The organism is Streptomyces sp. NPDC047982, assembly GCF_043204165.1.
Classification (GTDB): domain Bacteria; phylum Actinomycetota; class Actinomycetes; order Streptomycetales; family Streptomycetaceae; genus Streptomyces.
On sequence record NZ_JBIDBS010000023.1, the window covers coordinates 89009 to 105988 of the forward strand.

15 protein-coding genes and 1 tRNA gene are annotated in these 16980 nt (G+C 70.8%); 9 read left to right on the forward strand and 7 right to left on the reverse strand.

The genetic code is table 11. The annotated features are described in order from the left end of the window. Positions 1–77 precede the first annotated feature (77 nt). Together ACGF2V_RS25735 and phoU are read right to left on the reverse strand one after the other, a co-directional pair. Positions 78–227: a hypothetical protein gene (locus ACGF2V_RS25735; RefSeq protein ID WP_187438691.1), complete on the reverse strand. Its 150-nt coding sequence runs from the start codon at positions 225–227 to the stop codon at positions 78–80. A 444-nt stretch (positions 228–671) separates the two neighbouring features. Further along, positions 672–1349 carry a phosphate signaling complex protein PhoU gene (gene phoU, locus ACGF2V_RS25740; RefSeq protein ID WP_362628234.1) on the reverse strand — a complete coding sequence of 226 codons (678 nt, stop codon included), beginning with the start codon at positions 1347–1349 and terminating at the stop codon, positions 672–674. A gap of 199 nt (positions 1350–1548) precedes the next feature. Here phoU and ACGF2V_RS25745 point away from each other — a divergent pair, with 199 nt between their 5' ends. Then, positions 1549–2838, forward strand: a complete 1290-nt coding sequence (locus tag ACGF2V_RS25745) for an ATP-binding protein (protein WP_362628232.1) — start codon at positions 1549–1551, stop codon at positions 2836–2838. Beyond that, positions 2835–3515: a response regulator transcription factor gene (locus ACGF2V_RS25750; RefSeq protein ID WP_073789279.1), complete on the forward strand. Its 681-nt coding sequence runs from the start codon at positions 2835–2837 to the stop codon at positions 3513–3515. The genes ACGF2V_RS25745 and ACGF2V_RS25750 overlap by 4 nt, the downstream gene beginning before the upstream one ends. 279 nt (positions 3516–3794) lie before the next feature. On the opposite strand, the gene ACGF2V_RS25755 is transcribed toward ACGF2V_RS25750, so the two are convergent. After that, the gene (locus ACGF2V_RS25755; protein WP_362709476.1) at positions 3795–4442 is read right to left on the reverse strand and encodes a DUF461 domain-containing protein; all 648 of its coding nucleotides are present in this window, start codon (positions 4440–4442) and stop codon (positions 3795–3797) included. 997 nt (positions 4443–5439) lie between these two features. Between ACGF2V_RS25755 and ACGF2V_RS25760 the strand changes: the two genes are divergently transcribed. The 6 genes from ACGF2V_RS25760 (at position 5440) to ACGF2V_RS25785 (ending at position 12569) form a co-directional block, all read left to right on the forward strand. Continuing rightward, the gene (locus ACGF2V_RS25760; protein WP_006380568.1) at positions 5440–5922 is read left to right on the forward strand and encodes a CarD family transcriptional regulator; all 483 of its coding nucleotides are present in this window, start codon (positions 5440–5442) and stop codon (positions 5920–5922) included. Between the two features lie 521 nt (positions 5923–6443). Then, complete coding sequence (gene ispD, locus ACGF2V_RS25765; protein WP_362628226.1) at positions 6444–7190, forward strand: 2-C-methyl-D-erythritol 4-phosphate cytidylyltransferase; 747 nt, start codon at positions 6444–6446, stop codon at positions 7188–7190. Between the two features lie 193 nt (positions 7191–7383). Next, entirely contained in the window at positions 7384–7860 is a 477-nt protein-coding gene (gene ispF, locus ACGF2V_RS25770) for a 2-C-methyl-D-erythritol 2,4-cyclodiphosphate synthase (RefSeq protein ID WP_362628272.1), read from the forward strand. 363 nt (positions 7861–8223) lie between these two features. Further along, positions 8224–9627 carry a cysteine--tRNA ligase gene (cysS, locus tag ACGF2V_RS25775; protein WP_362628224.1) on the forward strand — a complete coding sequence of 468 codons (1404 nt, stop codon included), beginning with the start codon at positions 8224–8226 and terminating at the stop codon, positions 9625–9627. A gap of 107 nt (positions 9628–9734) precedes the next feature. Next, positions 9735–10691, forward strand: coding sequence for a 23S rRNA (guanosine(2251)-2'-O)-methyltransferase RlmB (gene rlmB, locus ACGF2V_RS25780; RefSeq protein WP_362709479.1), 957 nt, complete (start codon positions 9735–9737; stop codon positions 10689–10691). Positions 10692–10952: 261 nt separating this feature from the next. After that, positions 10953–12569, forward strand: a complete 1617-nt coding sequence (locus tag ACGF2V_RS25785) for a DoxX family membrane protein (RefSeq protein ID WP_362709482.1) — start codon at positions 10953–10955, stop codon at positions 12567–12569. A gap of 218 nt (positions 12570–12787) precedes the next feature. Here ACGF2V_RS25785 and ACGF2V_RS25790 read toward each other — a convergent pair whose 3' ends face one another. The 3 genes from ACGF2V_RS25790 to ACGF2V_RS25800 all read right to left on the reverse strand — a co-directional run bounded on the left by ACGF2V_RS25790 (position 12788) and on the right by ACGF2V_RS25800 (position 15607). Further along, positions 12788–13498, reverse strand: coding sequence for a nucleotidyltransferase family protein (locus tag ACGF2V_RS25790; RefSeq protein ID WP_362709484.1), 711 nt, complete (start codon positions 13496–13498; stop codon positions 12788–12790). Between the two features lie 145 nt (positions 13499–13643). Beyond that, the gene (locus ACGF2V_RS25795; protein ID WP_362709487.1) at positions 13644–14057 is read right to left on the reverse strand and encodes a hypothetical protein; all 414 of its coding nucleotides are present in this window, start codon (positions 14055–14057) and stop codon (positions 13644–13646) included. 413 nt (positions 14058–14470) lie between these two features. After that, on the reverse strand, positions 14471–15607 hold the full coding sequence (locus ACGF2V_RS25800; RefSeq protein WP_362628209.1) for a sn-glycerol-3-phosphate ABC transporter ATP-binding protein UgpC: 1137 nt from the start codon (positions 15605–15607) through the stop codon (positions 14471–14473). Positions 15608–15785: 178 nt separating this feature from the next. Between ACGF2V_RS25800 and ACGF2V_RS25805 the strand changes: the two genes are divergently transcribed. Next, a tRNA-Thr gene (locus ACGF2V_RS25805) sits at positions 15786–15862 on the forward strand. Between the two features lie 434 nt (positions 15863–16296). On the opposite strand, the gene ACGF2V_RS25810 is transcribed toward ACGF2V_RS25805, so the two are convergent. After that, the gene (locus ACGF2V_RS25810; RefSeq protein WP_362709490.1) at positions 16297–16950 is read right to left on the reverse strand and encodes a MarR family transcriptional regulator; all 654 of its coding nucleotides are present in this window, start codon (positions 16948–16950) and stop codon (positions 16297–16299) included. Positions 16951–16980 lie beyond the last annotated feature (30 nt).

Here is a 16980-nt window from a genome sequence, read left to right on the forward strand (position 1 = left end):
CGTACGGGAAGGCGCCCCGCGCGGAGACATGTCGCTCCGCACGGGGCGCCCGCCCGTTGTCGCTTCGCGACGGCGGGTCAGCCGCAGCAGCCGCCGCACTGGCACGGGGCGCCGGACTGGCACCCGCAGCCGCAGCCCGAGCCGCAGCCGCAGGCGCCGAGCAGGGGCAGGTGCACTGCGTCGGCGGGGGCCTCCTGCCGGGGGTCGGTCGTGGGGGAATCGGCCATGGTTCCTCCTCAAGGCGTACGACAGGGCCGTGCGCCGACAGCTGCGTACGCCCGGCCGGGGCGTACGGACAAGATGCGCCGCGCCCCGTGCCATTGGATCCCCACAGGGGCGGGCGCATCAACGGCGCACACGCGCAGAACGCGTGTGCGATCGAAATGCGACCGCGTACGCCGCCCCGCGCCGGTCCCGTACGCCGCCCCGCGCCGGCCCCGTACGCCGCCCCGCGCCCCCGTCGGATTGCCGCTCGCCGTGCCGTCCCCCGTGTCCGCCGGGCCGCTCCCTCGCCAGGCCAATGCCGGGCCAACGTCAGGTCACCGTCGGCCGACCCCGGGCCGCCGCCCCGCGGGACTTGCACCGGGTACACCGGATACCTCGTGCACCTCGTGCACCTCGTGCACCTCGTGCACCTCGTGCACCTCGTGCACCTCGTGCACTCAGTCCGGTTACGCGCCCTCCACCGGAGCCTGCTGCTGGATCTCGTCGGCGTGCTCGCCCGTCACCAGGTAGACCACGCGCTTGGCGACCGACACCGCGTGGTCCGCGAAGCGCTCGTAGTAGCGGCCCAGGAGGGTCACGTCGACGGCCGTCTCGATGCCGTGCTTCCAGCGGTCGTCCATCAGGTGCTGGAACAGGGTGCGGTGCAGCAGGTCCATCTCGTCGTCGTCCTGCTCCAGCTGGAGGGCCAGATCGACGTCCTTCGTGATGATCACCTCGGCCGCCTTGGCCATCAGGCGCTGGGCCAGCTGCCCCATCTCCAGAATGGTCGCGTGCAGGTCGCGCGGCACCGCCGACTCCGGGAACCGCAGCCGGGCGAGCTTCGCGACGTGCTGGGCGAGGTCGCCCGAGCGCTCCAGGTCGGCGCTCATCCGCAGCGAGGTGACCACGATGCGAAGGTCGGTCGCCACCGGCTGCTGGCGCGCGAGCAGGGCTATGGCCCGGGCCTCCAGGTCGTGCTGGAGGTCGTCGACCTTCTGGTCCGCGGCGATCACGCTCTCCGCGAGCTTGAGATCGGCATCGAGCATGGCCGTTGTCGCCCGGCCGATCGCCGACCCGACGAGCCGGGCCATCTCGACCAGCCCCTCGCCGATCGAGTCGAGTTCCTCGTGGTAGGCGTCACGCATGGAAGTCCCTCTCCACTCTTCTGTGCAATACCGGGGCAAGGCTGTGAGCCCCACGTTGCCACCTTGGGCGGCGTACGCGTCGGCTTCCGACCGGCCAAGTGAACCGTCCCTTGCTCCTCGGTGAACTCTGGGCGACGAGTGTTCGGACAGCCACCCGGATGGCTGGGAGAGTCCTCCCGGACCCGCATAACCTTGACGTATGGACGTGAACGCGGCAGTCGCCGCAGCTGCGGCGATCGGCGGTGCGTGTACCGGCGTGATCGCCATGCTCGCGTTCCGCTGGAGCGAGCGCGACCAGAAGAAGCCGACGCGGACCTCCCTGCGGCCCGACGGAAACGCGGCTCTTCCCCCCGGTGTGGACACGGTCCTGTCCGTGCTCAGCTCCTCCGCAGTCGTGCTCGACGAGAGCGACAACGTGGTCAAGGCCAGTTCCGCCGCCTACGCGCTGGGGCTGGTCAGAGGAGGACGGCTCGCCGTCGACGCGATGCTGAACATGGCCAGGGACACCCGCAGGGACGGCGAGATAAGGCAGGTCGAACTGGATCTGCCGCGCCGCGGCACCGGCCGCGGAGAGGCCCTCGCGGTCTCCGCCCGGGTGGCCCCGCTGGGCTCCCGGCTGCTCCTGCTCCTGGTCGAGGACCTCACCGAGGCCCGACGCATAGAGGCGGTACGGCGCGACTTCGTCGCCAACGTCAGCCATGAGCTCAAGACTCCCGTCGGCGCGCTCTCGCTGCTCTCCGAGGCCGTGCTGGACGCCTCCGACGACCCGGAGGCGGTGGAGCGGTTCGCCGGACGGATGCAGATCGAGGCGACCCGGCTGACCAACCTCGTGCAGGAGATCATCGACCTCTCCCGGGTGCAGAACGACGACCCGCTGGAGGACGCCGAGCCGGTACGCGTGGACGAGCTGGTGGCCGAGGCCATCGACCGCTGCCGCCAGCAGGCAGGCTCGAAGCAGATCACCATGGCGGCGGGCGGCACCGCGCAGCTCCGCATATGGGGCAACCGCGGTCAGCTCGCCGCGGCGCTCGGCAACCTCGTCGAGAATGCCGTCAACTACAGCCCCGCCCGTACCCGAGTGGGCATCGCCGCCCGGCGTGTGTCCGTACCGGGCGGGGACCAGATCGAGATCGCGGTGACCGACCAGGGCATCGGCATCTCGGAGACGGACCGCGAGCGGGTCTTCGAACGGTTCTACCGCGTCGACCCGGCCCGCTCACGGGCCACCGGTGGCACCGGCCTCGGCCTCGCCATCGTCAAGCACGTGGCCGCCTCGCACGGCGGGGAGGTCACGGTCTGGAGCTCGGAGGGCCAGGGCTCCACCTTCACCCTGCGGCTGCCCGAAGCGAGCCCCGCACGGGAACGGGACCGCAGCTCGGGCGGATCGCTCGTCGCCGACGGCGACGAGAGTCCTCACGGACCTGCTCACCCCGACACCTTTGAACCAATCCCTGCTGAACCAATCCCTGCCCCGGAGGTCCTTCCGTGACCCGAGTGCTTGTCGTCGAGGACGAGGAATCCTTCAGCGACGCCCTGTCCTACATGCTCCGCAAGGAGGGTTTCGAAGTCGCCGTCGCGGCCACGGGACCGGACGGCCTTGACGAGTTCGAGCGCAACGGCGCCGACCTCGTGCTGCTCGACCTGATGCTGCCGGGCCTGCCCGGCACGGAGGTCTGCCGTCAGCTGCGCAGCAGGTCCAACGTGCCCGTGATCATGGTCACCGCAAAGGACAGCGAGATCGACAAGGTCGTCGGCCTGGAAATAGGAGCCGACGACTACGTCACCAAGCCCTTCTCCTCGCGGGAACTGGTCGCCCGCATCCGCGCCGTGCTGCGACGCCGGGGCGAGCCGGAGGAGGTCACCCCGGCAGCCCTGGAGGCGGGCCCCGTCCGGATGGACGTGGACCGCCACGTCGTCACGGTCGCCGGCGGCAAGGTCGACCTGCCGCTCAAGGAGTTCGACCTGCTGGAGATGCTGCTGCGCAACGCGGGCCGCGTGCTGACCCGCATGCAGCTCATCGACCGGGTCTGGGGCGCCGACTACGTGGGCGACACGAAGACCCTCGACGTCCACGTCAAGCGTCTGCGGGCCAAGATCGAGCCCGACCCGGGCGCGCCGCGCTTCCTGGTGACGGTCCGCGGCCTGGGGTACAAGTTCGAGCCGTAGACCCGCCTCCGTCCCCGTCCCCGGGCCCGAACCCTGGGCCCCGCATCCCCCGCGCCCGAACCCCGGGCTCCGGACTCCGGTCCGTCGGGCCGGTAGCCGGTAGCCGGTGCGCGACGGTCCGTGGTTCCGTTCGGCCCGCGGGCGACGGCAGCATGCGACGGCGTTACGCGCGTTGGTGGTACACGACGGCGGGGGGCGCCCCCGAAAGGGAGGGCGCCCCCCGCCGTTCACGTTTCCGTGCGTGTTACCAGGAACTCGCGTTCCTGTCCGTCCGCCCAGTCAGTCGCCCGACGGGGCGCCGGACCCGGCGTCGTCCTGGGCGGCCGTGTCGCTCTCGGAGCCGGCCTCGCCCGGGGCGCCCGGGGTCGCGGACCCGGACGGCGTGGCGGACGACTTCGCGGGAGGCGTCGGCAGGGTGCTCGGGCCGAAGTCCTTGAAGTAGCTGGTCGCCGGGACGACGAACACGCCGAGCGGCACCTCGCCGGTCGAGCTGAACTTGAAGACGACGTTCTGGACGTTGCCGTTCTGAGCGGCCTCGCGGCCGTTCTCAATCACGGCGGACGCGTTGCCCTTGCCGCCGATGATCACCTTGCCGTCGGCGGGAACGACGACGGGACCGGTGCCCCCGGCGGCGTGCAGCTTCACCGTGGCGCTCGTGCCCGGCAGGGTGATGGAGTCGAGAGTCTGCTGCTCGGTGCCGTTGTTGAAGAGCGTCGCGGAGACCACGGCCGGCCCCTCCGCGTTGCGTTCGGGCTGGGTGATGAGGTTCGCGTTCTGGATGCTGATGTCACCGGACGTGGTGGCGGCGCTGTCCGGCTTGATCTGGAGCGTCGCTGCGTCATTGCCCGCACCGCACGCGGCGAGCGAGGCGATCGAGAACACGATGGCTGTGGCGGCGAGGGCGCCGTGTCGAAGGCTGCGGCTCACGGCGGCGGCAACTCCTTGAACGATCGGACTGCGGACGTGGGGTCGAGCGACGCGGAGTCGCCCTGCGAGCGGCGTAAAGCCACCCTAAGTGTGTGTCAGCGGCCTTAGGCTACCGAGCCGCCCCACCCGCCCCGCACCCGACCCGCCTCTTATCCGCTCCGCACGCCCCGCCCCGGCACGCCCACAGGCCCGCTCCCGGGCCCGGGGTGCCTCTCTGGGAGAGGAAGACTTCCTGTCCGGAGGGGGCTTGCCCAGGTCGATCGGGGGTACTGCCCTGGGCGACCACGTGTCCCCGGACCGACGGCGGACTCGGGCCGACGACGTATCTCCGGCCCGGAGGCGGCACCCACGGGCCGGCGACGCCGTGTCGGCACTTCGGCCGGCACGTCCGGCTGTCGCGACGGACAACCGCAGCCGGGCAACGGGCAGCGTGAGCAGGCCACAACAGGCGGGCAGCCGCATCCGGGCAAGAGGCGGGGCAGCCGCGATCGGGCAACCGGGCGGGCAGCCGCATCCGGCCAACGGAACGGGCAGCTCTATCCGGTCGTCGCATCCGATCGCCGCATGCTGTCGATATGTGCCGACACGCGGCGTTCACATATTGCCGGTGATCAATTCATGGGCGTGGCGCATTCCATGCGCATAAGTGATCACGGAGGAGTGTCGATCAATTCCATTGAACGACACCGCTTACCTCCGCAGATACGTCTGCACGAGTGAGCGTTCTTCGAACAGGTTATGGAAAGTTCGGCGTCGAGAACCCGGCAAAACGGGACATTCAGCCACTTCGGAGGGGGGTTCCGGGGTGTGCGAGGTGCGCGTTTCGTCCCGCCTGTGTAGCCGCTCCGACCTGCGAATATCGGCTTCCGTGAACCTTCCGCAGCACGTACGTGTCGCTGTTGTCAAGCCCCGAGATATGCCCTGACCTGCGAAAACGTCATTCAGGGGAAGCTGTTCTCGTGTTACCCTTGATAGCCACGGAAGGGGTACCTGTCACATGACGTTCAAGGTTGGCGACACCGTGGTCTATCCCCATCACGGGGCCGCGCTGATCGAGGCTATCGAAACTCGCCAGATCAAAGGCGTGGACAAGACCTACTTGGTGCTCAAGGTCGCCCAGGGCGACTTGACGGTTCGTGTGCCGGCGGACAATGCGGAGTTCGTGGGTGTGCGCGACGTGGTCGGGCAGGAGGGGCTGGACCGGGTCTTCGAGGTGCTGCGCGCACCCTATGCCGAAGAGCCGACGAACTGGTCCCGGCGCTACAAGGCAAATCTGGAGAAACTCGCCTCCGGTGATGTCATCAAGGTCGCCGAAGTGGTTCGCGACCTGTGGCGTCGCGAGCGTGAGCGCGGACTCTCCGCGGGTGAGAAGCGAATGCTGGCCAAGGCCCGCCAGATCCTGGTGAGCGAGCTCGCGCTCGCGGAGAACACGAACGAGGACAAGGCCGAGGCTCTGCTCGACGAGGTACTCGCGTCCTGAACCGGCTCGTGCCGGTCGTGAAGAATGTGCTGCGGTGCCCGCTGACAACCGTATTCATGGTGCGTCGGTCGGGCGCCGTGGCATGTCCGCATACGCGACGTGGCCGCGTCCGGGTCACGCCGGAACGCTGACAGGCCGAACACGCGCTTGCGGACGATGTCTGGTGTCTTCGGGGGCATCGACCCGGCTACCGATATCCCGCACTCGGCTCCCGGTATCCGGGTGCGGCGCGGTCGCCTGGCGCGGAAGAGCCGGTACGAGCCATCCACATTCAGCCAGTACGTGGCTGAAGAGCGACGATTATGCTTCGTCGCACCCTTGCGTTGGCTTCAGCGGCGATCCCTCGATACTTTGCTCGCGATCTTGCGCAGACGATCCCGAGCGGCCGACGCGGCTCGTCCGGCTTCGACCGGGTGTCACGGAAAGGGCCCGGTCGAGTCGCGGCTCGGCGCCCGGCTCGCTTGTGGCCATACCCACGTCGGCCGTGGAAACAAACATGCCGAAGCTCCGGAGTGCAACCGATGTCTGATCAACCGCATCCCTCCCGCACCGCCGCCGTGATTCCCGCGGCCGGCCGCGGCGTCCGGCTCGGCCCGGGTGCCCCCAAGGCGCTCCGCGCGCTGGGCGGGACGCCGATGCTCATCCACGCGGTACGGGCGATGGCGGCGTCCCGTTCCGTCTCGTTGGTCGTCGTCGTGGCACCGCCGGACGGAGCTCCCGAGGTCAAGAACCTGCTGAACGAGCACGCCCTGCCCGAACGCACCGACTACCTCGTCGTGCCCGGTGGCGACACCCGCCAGGAATCGGTGCGCCTCGGCCTCGACGTTCTGCCCGAGGACATCTCCGTCGTGCTGGTCCACGACGCGGCACGCCCGCTGGTGCCCGTCGACACGGTGGACGCGGTGATCGAGGCGGTGCGCGACGGCGCGCCTGCCGTCGTCCCCGCGCTGCCGCTCGCCGACACCGTCAAGGAGGTGGAGCCCAAAGCGCCGGGCGAACCGGAGCCAGTGCTCGGCACGCCCGAGCGGGCCCGGCTGCGCGCCGTGCAGACTCCGCAGGGCTTCGCTCGCGACACCCTCGTGCGCGCGCACCGGACCGTCGTCGTCGGCGGCGAGGGCGCCACGGATGACGCGGGCATGGTGGAACGGCTCGGGGAGCCCGTCGTGGTCGTCCTCGGACACGAGGAGGCGTTCAAGGTGACCCGGCCGCTGGACCTGGTGCTGGCCGAGGCGGTACTCGCGCGCAGGAGGGCGAACGATGGCTTCTGAGGCATTCGAGAAGTCGGCCGAGAAAGAGAGGACGGCTTCCGAGGAAATGACGACCGAGGGAACGACGACCGAGGGCACGACGACGGACGGAACGACGGCCGAGGGAACGGTGTCCCGGGAAACGAGCCCCCGAGAAGCGGTTCCGGGGGCGGGGGCCGCCGCGGGCGCGGCGGCCGGTCACCGGCCCGCGCCGGTGATCCCGCTCGTCGGTATCGGTACCGACATCCACGCCTTCGAGGAGGGCCGCGAGCTGTGGTGCGCGGGCCTGCTGTGGGAGGGCGAGGGCCCGGGCCTGGCCGGGCACTCGGACGCCGACGTCGTCGCGCACGCCGCGTGCAACGCGCTCTTCTCGGCCGCCGGGCTCGGCGATCTCGGGCAGCACTTCGGCACCGGGCGGCCGGAGTGGTCGGGTGCCTCCGGAGTCACGCTGCTCACTGAGGCGGCACGGATCGTGCGGGCAGCGGGCTTCGAGATCGGGAACGTCGCCGTCCAGGTCGTCGGCGTACGGCCGAAGATCGGCAAGCGGCGCGAAGAAGCGCAGCGGGTGCTGTCGGCCGCCGTGGGAGCGCCCGTCTCGCTCTCCGCCGCCACTTCCGACGGGCTCGGTTTCACCGGCCGGGGCGAGGGCCTCGCCGGAATCGCGACCGCGCTGGTCCACCGCACCGGCTGAACTGCACCCCCCGCCCCACCGCACCACCGCACCGCCGGTATGGGAGCACGAGCGGTGCGGGAGACCCCGGACAACGCGGGAGATCTCGTGAGAGCGCGAGATCACGGAAGCACTCACCGGCGAAGGAGCGCAGAAGCTCGTCGACGAGCTGTCCGTCGAGTACACCGGCTGGACCGGCAAGACGTACGCGGCGTTCGCGTCGTCGGCCCCCGTCGGTGCCGAGCGCGTGATCACCGGATCGCCCCGCGCAAGGTCCTCGCACGGGTCTGAAGGAGCCGCTGGCGCGCACCGCTTCCCACGACGCGGTCCCCGCGACCCCCGAGGGGGCGCGGGGCACTGGTGCACGCCCACTACCCTTGAGGCGTGACTATTCGCCTGTACGACACCAGCGCCCGGCAGATCCGTGACTTCGTCCCGCTCATGGCGGGTTGTGTCTCGATCTACCTGTGTGGTGCCACCGTTCAGGCGGCCCCGCACATCGGGCACATCCGGTCCGGCCTGAACTTCGACATCATGCGCCGCTGGTTCGAGTACCGCGGCTACGACGTCACGTTCATCCGGAACGTCACCGACATCGACGACAAGATCATCACGAAGTCCGCCGAGCAAGGGCGGCCGTGGTGGGCCATCGGCTATGAGAACGAGCGGGCGTTCAACGCCGGGTACGAGGCGCTGGGCTGCCTGCCGGTCACGTACGAACCGCGCGCGACCGGGCATATCACCGAGATGGTCGAGATGATGCGGGGCCTGATCGAACGTGGTCACGCCTATGCGGCGGACGGCAACGTCTACTTCGACGTGCGTTCCTTCCCGGGCTATCTGTCGCTGTCCAACCAGGACCTGGACGATCTGCGCCAGCCGTCCGGCGAGGGCGAGACCGGCAAGCGCGACCCGCGCGACTTCGCGATGTGGAAGGCGTCCAAGCCGGGCGAGCCCAGCTGGGAGACCCCGTGGGGCCGCGGTCGGCCCGGCTGGCACCTGGAGTGCTCGGCCATGGCGCACAAGTACCTCGGCCGGGCCTTCGACATCCACGGCGGCGGGATCGACCTGATCTTCCCGCACCACGAGAACGAGATCGCCCAGGCCCAGGCGTTCGGCGACGGGTTCGCGCGGTACTGGGTGCACAACGGCTGGGTCACCATGTCCGGCGAGAAGATGTCGAAGTCGCTGGGCAACTCGGTGCTGGTCAGCGAGATGGTCAAGTTCTGGCGTCCGATCGTGCTGCGCTACTACCTCGGCACCCCGCACTACCGGTCGATGATCGAGTACAGCGAGGAGGCCCTGCGCGAGGCCGAGTCGGCGTTCGCGCGGATCGAGGGCTTCGTGCAGCGGGTCGTCGAGAAGGCGGGCGGTGAGGTCGCCCCGGCCCGCGAGGTGCCGCCCGCGTTCGCGGAGGCGATGGACGACGACCTGGGCGTCCCGCAGGCGCTCGCGATCATCCACACCACGGTCCGGCAGGGCAATTCCGCGCTGGCCGCCGACGACAAGGAGGCGGCCGTCGCCCGGCTTGCGGAGGTGCGGGCCATGCTCGGCGTCCTCGGGCTCGACCCGCTGGACGAGCACTGGGCGGGCGAGTCCGACCGCGGCGACGATCTGCACGGGGTGGTGGACACGCTCGTACGCCTGGTCCTGGACCAGCGCGAGGCGGCCCGCGCCCGCAAGGACTGGCCCGCCGCCGATGCCATCCGCGACCAGCTGAGCCAGTCCGGGCTCGTCATCGAGGACAGCCCGACCGGACCGCGCTGGACCCTCGGCCCGCGCCCGTAGGCCGCCCGTGTGTGCCGTCCGGGGTCCCGGACGGCACACTCGTGGGGGCACACTTCATATACGTACGCAACGCACGCTCGTCCGAGCAGCAACGAAACAGGTAGGTCATGGCCGGGAACAGCCAGCGCAGGAACCGCCGCACGTCCAACAAGAAGGGCGCGCAGGTCGGCAGCGGTGGCCAGCGACGCCGTGGCCTGGAGGGCAAGGGCCCGACGCCGCCCGCCTCCGTCCGCAAGGGGCACGTGAAGAACCGGGTCGCCAACGCCAAGGCCAAGCAGGCCGCGCACCGCCGCCCCGCCCCGCGCCGCGGCGGCGCCAAGGGCACGTCCGAGATGGTCGTCGGCCGCAACCCGGTCTACGAGGCACTGCGCGACGGTGTGCCCGCCACGACCCTGTACGTCCAGCAGTACATCGACAACGGCGAGCGGGTCCGCGAGGCGCTCCAGCTCGCGGGCGAGCGCGGCAACGTCAACCTGATGGAGGCGCCGCGCGCCGAGCTGGACCGGATGACGAACGGCCTGAACCACCAGGGCCTCGTCCTGCAGGTCCCGCCGTACGAGTACGCGCACCCGGAGGATCTGACCGCCGCCGCGTACGACAACGGCGAGGAGCCGCTGATCGTCGCCCTCGACGGTGTCACCGACCCGCGCAACCTGGGTGCGATCGTCCGCTCCGTCTCCGCGTTCGGCGGGCACGGCGTGGTCGTGCCGGAGCGTCGCGCGGCCGGGATGACGGCCGGTGCCTGGAAGTCGTCTGCGGGCACCGCCGCCCGTACGCCGGTCGCCCGGGTGACGAACCTCACCCGGGCCCTGGAGGGCTACCAGAAGGCGGGCCTCACCGTCGTCGGTCTCGCCGCGGACGGCGAGCACACCGTCGAGGACCTGGAGGCGCTCGACGGCCCGGTCGTCGTCGTCATCGGCAGCGAGGGCAAGGGGCTCGGCCGTCTCGTCGGCGAGACCTGCGACTACCGGGTCCGCATCACGATGCCGGGCGGCGCCGAGTCGCTGAACGCCGGTGTCGCGGCCGGGATCGTCCTCTACGAGGCAGCGCGGCGCCGGGCCTGAGACGCCCGCGGGCGGGGTGGCCGGCCGACCCGACTTCGTCCCGCCCGGCCTGGTCGCGTCCCGTCCGGCTTCATCGCGTCCGCGCCGCGCGCCCAGATCCGGTCACGTCCGGTCGGAGACCCGCCCTTGACGGGTCTCCGACATGATTGACGGGTCTCGGACACATCGGACGCGTCAAGGCAGTGTCCTAAACACTCATCACTCGGTTAGATGAGTGTGGACACCAGAACGCCTCGGTTCGACGAACTACCCGCCCTGAGCATGACCAAGGTGGACTGCGACCCTGCGCAGGTCATCGTCAACCACGCCAGCTTCCGGGTGCAGCTCGCGCCCGGCCAGCGCGTACGGCTGCGCGGGCTGGCCCCCGCGGGCGTGCCCAGGATCCCCGCCATGAGCGGGTCCCCCGGAACGGCGCGGGGCAGGCGCGCGCCCGTCGTGTGGAGCGGCAGATCCGCCCCCGGAGACCCCGGCGCCACCGGACTCCTCCAGGCCGTACGGAACTCGACCGCGGGCCCTTCGACCGTCGCGTACGACGCCTGTGACCCCCGTGCCGACCGGGGCGACCCCGGGCGCCCCGGCGAGTTCGACGGCGGGCTCGGTGCGGGCAGCACCCAGCTCATCGACTGTCTGGAGGAGACCCGCCCCAATCCCGTCATCACCGCTCCCCAGCAGCCGGGACCGGACGGCAACGGCCCGCTGCTGCCTCCGATGCGCCAGGCGGTCGGCGCCTACGACCCCGTCGACCAGGGGCCGTACGACCGCGACACCGGACACCACGGTTACGCGGACGCGGCCGGTGACGACGACGGTGCGGAGGCCCGGGGCCGGCGCCAGGGCAGCGACGCCGTACGGCACGCGTACTATCCCGGACGCCGGATGAACCTAGGGGTGGTGCTGCTGCCCCTGCGGGTCTTCCTCGGCTTCATCTCCGTCTACGCCGGCATGGGCAAGCTCTGCGACCCCGTCTACTTCGACGGCGGCGAACGCGGCTCCATGGTCACGTGGCTGAACTCGCTGCACCCCTGGGCGCTGGCGGAGCCGCTGCGCGACTTCGCGCTCTCGCACCCCGTGGGCGCCGGGCTCACCGTCGCCTTCCTCCAGGTCGTCGTCGGTGTCCTCACCGTGCTCGGCCTCTGGCAGCGCGTCGCCGCGTCCGTCGGGGCCCTGCTCTCCGCCGCCCTGCTGGTCACCGTCAGCTGGCGCAGCGTCGCCGTGTACGACGCGCCCGACATCATCTACCTCGCCGCCTGGAGCCCGCTGATCATCGCGGGCGCGCCGGTCTACTCCGTCGACGGGCGGCTCGCCGGCGAGGCGTGGCGCACGCTCGGCCCGCGTTCGGCGATCTGGGACCTGCGCCGCCGGGTGCTGCGCCGGGGCGCCGCCATCGCGACCGTCGTCGTCGGTCTCACGTTCCTCGTGGGCTCCATGCTCGGCGGGGCCGTCCGCTCCTCCGGGGTCGTGACCGTGCCGGGTCCGAACGGCAACCCGACCAACCAACTGCCCGGCTCCCCGCTCCCGGAGGAGTCCCGTACCGGCGGGGCCTCCCGCACGCCCGAGGAGCGGCGCCCGTCACCGACCCGCAGCGGAGCCGCCACCACCCCGTCCACGCGGGCGTCCACGCCTCCCGCGGAGTCCGTGCGTGAGCCGGGCCGTGCGGCGGCCGGTGCCGGGCAGCCCAGTCAGACCCAGGGCACCGTCCAGCAGGTCCCGCGGCAGACGACTCCGCAGCAGCCCCCGGCGGGCAGCTCCGGTCCGAGTTCCTCGGGCTCCACGGGCACCGGCGGCGGCCCCACGGGCGGCAGCAGCCCGGACGACGGCGGTTCCGCCGGCGGGACGTCGGGCGCCGGGCAGAACCCGATCGGGGGCCTGCTCGGCTGAGTGTCACGCGCCTGCCCGGCCTGCCGTCCGCCTCGCGGTGGGGGCGGACGAGGTGGGCGGAGGACGACGGAGGGGCGGTCATCGGTCGGATCCGGTGACCGCCCCTCCGCGTACGCCGCGTACGCGTGCGTGTAGGCGTGTGTGGTGCACCCCGCGTACCTGGGCCAGGGGTGTTCCTGGAGCTGCCGGAACTCCTGGAACTGCTGGAACTCTTGGAGTTACTGGCCGTCGAGTTCCTTGGCGGCCTCGGTCAAGTCCTTCGCCGTATCGATGGCGCGCCAGTACGCCCCGTGGGGCAGCGGGTACCCGGCCAGCCTGCGTTCGCGGGCGAGCTTCGGAAACGTCATCCGCTCGTGGTCGCCGCGGTTCGGCAGCAGGGTGGTGAAGGTCGGTGAGAAGACGTACACACCGGCGTTGATCAGATACGGCGACGGCGGCGCCTCGATGAAGTCGGTGATGTGCCCGAACGCGTCCGTTTCCACGGCGCCCCACGGGATCCGGGGACGGGCCAGTGCCAGAGTGGCGGTCGCGTCGCGCTCCGCGTGGAAGGCGGCCATCTCGCGCAGCGAGAAACGCGTCCAGATGTCGCCGTTGGTGGCGTACCAGGGCTGGTCCGGGTCGGGCAGCTTGGCGGCGGCGTACTTCAGTCCGCCGCCCCGGCCCAGGGGCTCGGACTCCACGACGGTCGTCACGCGCAGCGGAAGCACCGCCGAGTCCAGCCACTCCTGCAGCACCTCTGCCAGATGGCCGCACGACACCACGACGTCGGTCACACCCTCGGCGGCCAGCCAGGAAAGCTGATGGCCGATGATCGGGGTCCCGGTGCCCGGGATCTCGACCATCGGCTTGGGGCGGTCGTCGGTGTACGGGCGCAGCCGCGACCCCTGGCCACCCGCCAGGATCACGGCCTGCGTCGGATACGTATGCATACCAGGCACGATATGTGGTGCCTGGTGTCGTGTTGTGCGGGGCCGGTGGCTCGGCCGGGCAGGCGACGGGCCGTCAGGTAACGGGCCGTCCGGTGTCGGGCCGTCAGGCGACAGGCCGACCGAGCCCGGGCCGGCCTGCTGCGGATCAGCTGAACTGTGCGACGCCGGAGGCGAACGACGTGTCGCAGACGGGGCGGGAAAAGCGGTGGGCGCGCGTCGGGCCGTACTGCTCGACCGCCGCGCGGCCCAGCGCCTTCGCGATCGACATGCAGTGGCGGGCGAGCGAGGGCCGGCCCTCGACGGAGCGCTGGAGGTCCGTCAGCGCGACGCCCGGGTCCTTCTCGCGGAGCTCCACGAGCAGACGGTCGCGGAGGATGTCCTGCGGGGCACGTGTCTGGGCACGCTTCGACACGTCCTGGGCCGACGCGGCCAGGACCTGCGAATCGGAGTTGTGCGCTGCCCACGGCACGCTGGTGACGGCGAGGGTCCCGGAGAGGACCATCACGACAGGCAGGACGAGGGCGAGGGAACGGCCGATGCGGCGAGCGGTGTGGGTCACGCAGCGAGCGTAGCGGTAGGTAATGATGTGACGACATCTTGTCACCCTTGCGAGGGGTGGTTCGAGGGCGTCTTTCGAATTCCGTGTTGACGGGAAGCGCCGAGATGCCCGGAGCGCTGCGGAGATGCGGTGCCGCTCGGTTTCAAACCCGTCCCCGCCTCGCGGGCCGCGAACTGCCCCGCATGGATGCCCCACGTACGAACGGCCCCGTGCGAACGACTCCGCACGCGAATGGTGCCCCGCACTCGGTCGGGGGCACGGGGAACGCGTGGCCGGTCAAACGACTCCGCACGCGAATGGCCCCGCACGGGAAACGTGCGGGGCCATCGTGGTGCGCGGGCGCGCGGGCCATACGCGGCACGCGGGCGTGAGCGGCGTGCGAGGTATGGGGCCGTGCGCGGGCCTGCGAGGCGTCAGTCGGTGAGGCGGGCGCCCGTCGAGGTCGAGAAGACGTGCAGCTCGTCCGGACGCGGCACGACGTGCAGCTTGGTGCCCTTCTCCGGGACGGAGCGGCCGTTGACGCGGACGACCAGGTCCTTGTCCTCGCCGCCGACCCGGGCGGAGCCGTAGACGTAGCCGTCGGCGCCGAGCTCCTCGACGACGTTGACCGAGACGGCCAGGCCGGCGGGGGAGTCGGAGCTGTCCTTCGAGAGGGACTTCGCGGCGGCGCCGCCGTGCTCGACGATGTCGAAGTGCTCGGGGCGGATGCCGACCGTGACGGTCGTGTCGCCCTTGTCCGTGGCGGCGGTGAGCGCCTCGCGCGAGACCGGGACGACGCTGTTGCCGAACTTCACGCCGCCGTCGGTGATCGGGACCTCGACCAGGTTCATGGCGGGGGAGCCGATGAAGCCGGCCACGAAGAGGTTCGCCGGCTTGTCGTACATGTTGCGCGGCGAGTCGACCTGCTGGAGCAGACCGTCCTTGAGGACGGCGACCCGGTCGCCCATGGTGAGGGCCTCGACCTGGTCGTGCGTCACGTACACGGTCGTGATGCCCAGGCGGCGCTGGAGCGAGGCGATCTGCGTACGGGTGGAGACGCGGAGCTTGGCGTCGAGGTTCGACAGCGGCTCGTCCATGAGGAAGACCTGCGGCTCGCGCACGATGGCACGGCCCATCGCGACACGCTGGCGCTGACCACCGGAGAGCGCCTTCGGCTTGCGGTCCAGGTACTGGGTGAGGTCGAGCATCTTGGCGGCCTCTTCGACCTTCGCCCGGATGTCGGTCTTGTTGACGCCGGCGATCTTGAGCGCGAAGCCCATGTTGTCCGCGACGGTCATGTGCGGGTAGAGCGCGTAGTTCTGGAACACCATGGCGATGTCCCGGTCCTTCGGCGGCAGGTGCGTGACGTCGCGGTCACCGATGCGGATGGCGCCGGCGTTGACGTCCTCGAGACCCGCGAGCATGCGGAGGGAGGTCGACTTGCCGCAACCGGAAGGACCGACGAGCACGAGGAACTCGCCGTCCGCGATGTCGATCTCCAACTGGTCCACGGCCGGCTTCGTCGAGCCGGGGTAGATGCGGGACGCCTTGTCGAACGTGACACTGGCCATGCTGAATCTTCTCCTCCACCGGCAGGAACGTGCCGGACGATCCGAGTAGGGAGTGGTCTGATCCACTTGAGCGAATCCTCAGGGACGCTACCTGGACATGCGGAATCTGTCAGTAGTTCGGCGGGCGTGAAATCTTGGGACCGTGCGCGGGGCGAGGTTGGTTACACTGCTCCGGCATGCCTCCTTAGCTCAGCTGGCCAGAGCAACGCACTTGTAATGCGTAGGTCGTCGGTTCGAATCCGACAGGGGGCTCCACGCGAACCCCAGCTCGGATGGCCTCTGAGCTGGGGTTCCCTGTTTAAACGTAGGCGTCGGCGGCGCTGGGAGCGGGCCGCCCGGGTGCCTGCGGTCTCGGTTGTGGTCCCAGTAGAGGCTTCGGGCGGGGCTTCGGAAGCGGGCACGAAGAGCTCCCCATGCGTCGCTTCGCATCCTGCGACAGGTGTGACCTGCCCTTCACGTACTGTCGGCTCTGGCTGATCTGGGTATGGCGCAGGATCTCCATGATCGTGGGCATGTCCACCCCGAGTTCGTCACTCGCCCTCCTGATCGGGCTTCTGCCGCTCGCCCGACGCACACGCGCGACACACGTGGTGACAGCGACAGTCACGTCGGCTCAGGCGGATCGATCACGTACTCGGCGTGGTCGCCGCCGTGCGGCGCGTCGCTTCGGGCGGGCCGTGCGGCGGGCCTCAGGGCCCGGTCCGCCGGACGGAAGGCTCGCCCTCGCCGGGTGGTGGCGGGGCGGAGCCGTCCGGGAGTGGCGGCGGGGCGGCGTGTGCGGGTGGGAGGTCCGCCCAGCCGAGCGGGTGCGGGGCGTCGTCCTCCGGGCCCGGGACGGGGGATTCGTCGGCCGCCTCGGTGAAGGCCGTCAGCGCGTCGACGAGGGCCGCGCGCCGGGCGGGGGCGAGACGCGCGACGATGGCGGTGAGTTCGCGGCGGCGCCGGGCGGTGACCTGCGCGACGGTGCGTCGGCCCTCGTCGGTGAGCCGGAGCAGGGTCTCGCGACGGTTGCGCGGGTTGACCTGCCGGTCCGCGAGGCCGGAGGCGATCAGCCGGTCGACCATGCGCATCGCGGTCGGGGGCGAGACGTGCAGCAGCTCCGCGAGCCTGACCAGTTTGGCCGTACCGCGAGTCGAGAGCGCCACCATCATCCGGAACTGCGCCGGAGTCACCCGGTCCTCGACCTCGGCGAGCGAGTCCGCCGCCACCGCTGCCAGTACCCGCGACGCCGTGACGACCGCTCGTGTCACCGCGTCGATGTCGTCGGTTTCGTCCACATCGGTGGTGCCAGCGGTGTCGTCCACATCGTCCAGGTCCGTAGTTCCGGGCTCTCCCTGGGGCATGCCCCCTTTTCTATCGTTTCTGGCCTTTCG

What these genes read in the sequence shown, in the direction of transcription:
- ACGF2V_RS25785 (WP_362709482.1), top strand. Translation starts at nt 10,953, where the DNA reads ATGACCAAGGTGGACTGCGACCCTGCGCAGGTCATCGTCAACCACGCC.
- rlmB (WP_362709479.1), top strand. Translation starts at nt 9,735, where the DNA reads ATGGCCGGGAACAGCCAGCGCAGGAACCGCCGCACGTCCAACAAGAAG.
- ispD (WP_362628226.1), top strand. Translation starts at nt 6,444, where the DNA reads ATGTCTGATCAACCGCATCCCTCCCGCACCGCCGCCGTGATTCCCGCG.
- ACGF2V_RS25800 (WP_362628209.1), bottom strand. Translation starts at nt 15,607, where the DNA reads ATGGCCAGTGTCACGTTCGACAAGGCGTCCCGCATCTACCCCGGCTCG.
- phoU (WP_362628234.1), bottom strand. Translation starts at nt 1,349, where the DNA reads ATGCGTGACGCCTACCACGAGGAACTCGACTCGATCGGCGAGGGGCTG.
- ACGF2V_RS25790 (WP_362709484.1), bottom strand. Translation starts at nt 13,498, where the DNA reads ATGCATACGTATCCGACGCAGGCCGTGATCCTGGCGGGTGGCCAGGGG.
- ACGF2V_RS25745 (WP_362628232.1), top strand. Translation starts at nt 1,549, where the DNA reads ATGGACGTGAACGCGGCAGTCGCCGCAGCTGCGGCGATCGGCGGTGCG.
- ACGF2V_RS25760 (WP_006380568.1), top strand. Translation starts at nt 5,440, where the DNA reads ATGACGTTCAAGGTTGGCGACACCGTGGTCTATCCCCATCACGGGGCC.
- ACGF2V_RS25810 (WP_362709490.1), bottom strand. Translation starts at nt 16,950, where the DNA reads ATGCCCCAGGGAGAGCCCGGAACTACGGACCTGGACGATGTGGACGAC.
- ACGF2V_RS25735 (WP_187438691.1), bottom strand. Translation starts at nt 227, where the DNA reads ATGGCCGATTCCCCCACGACCGACCCCCGGCAGGAGGCCCCCGCCGAC.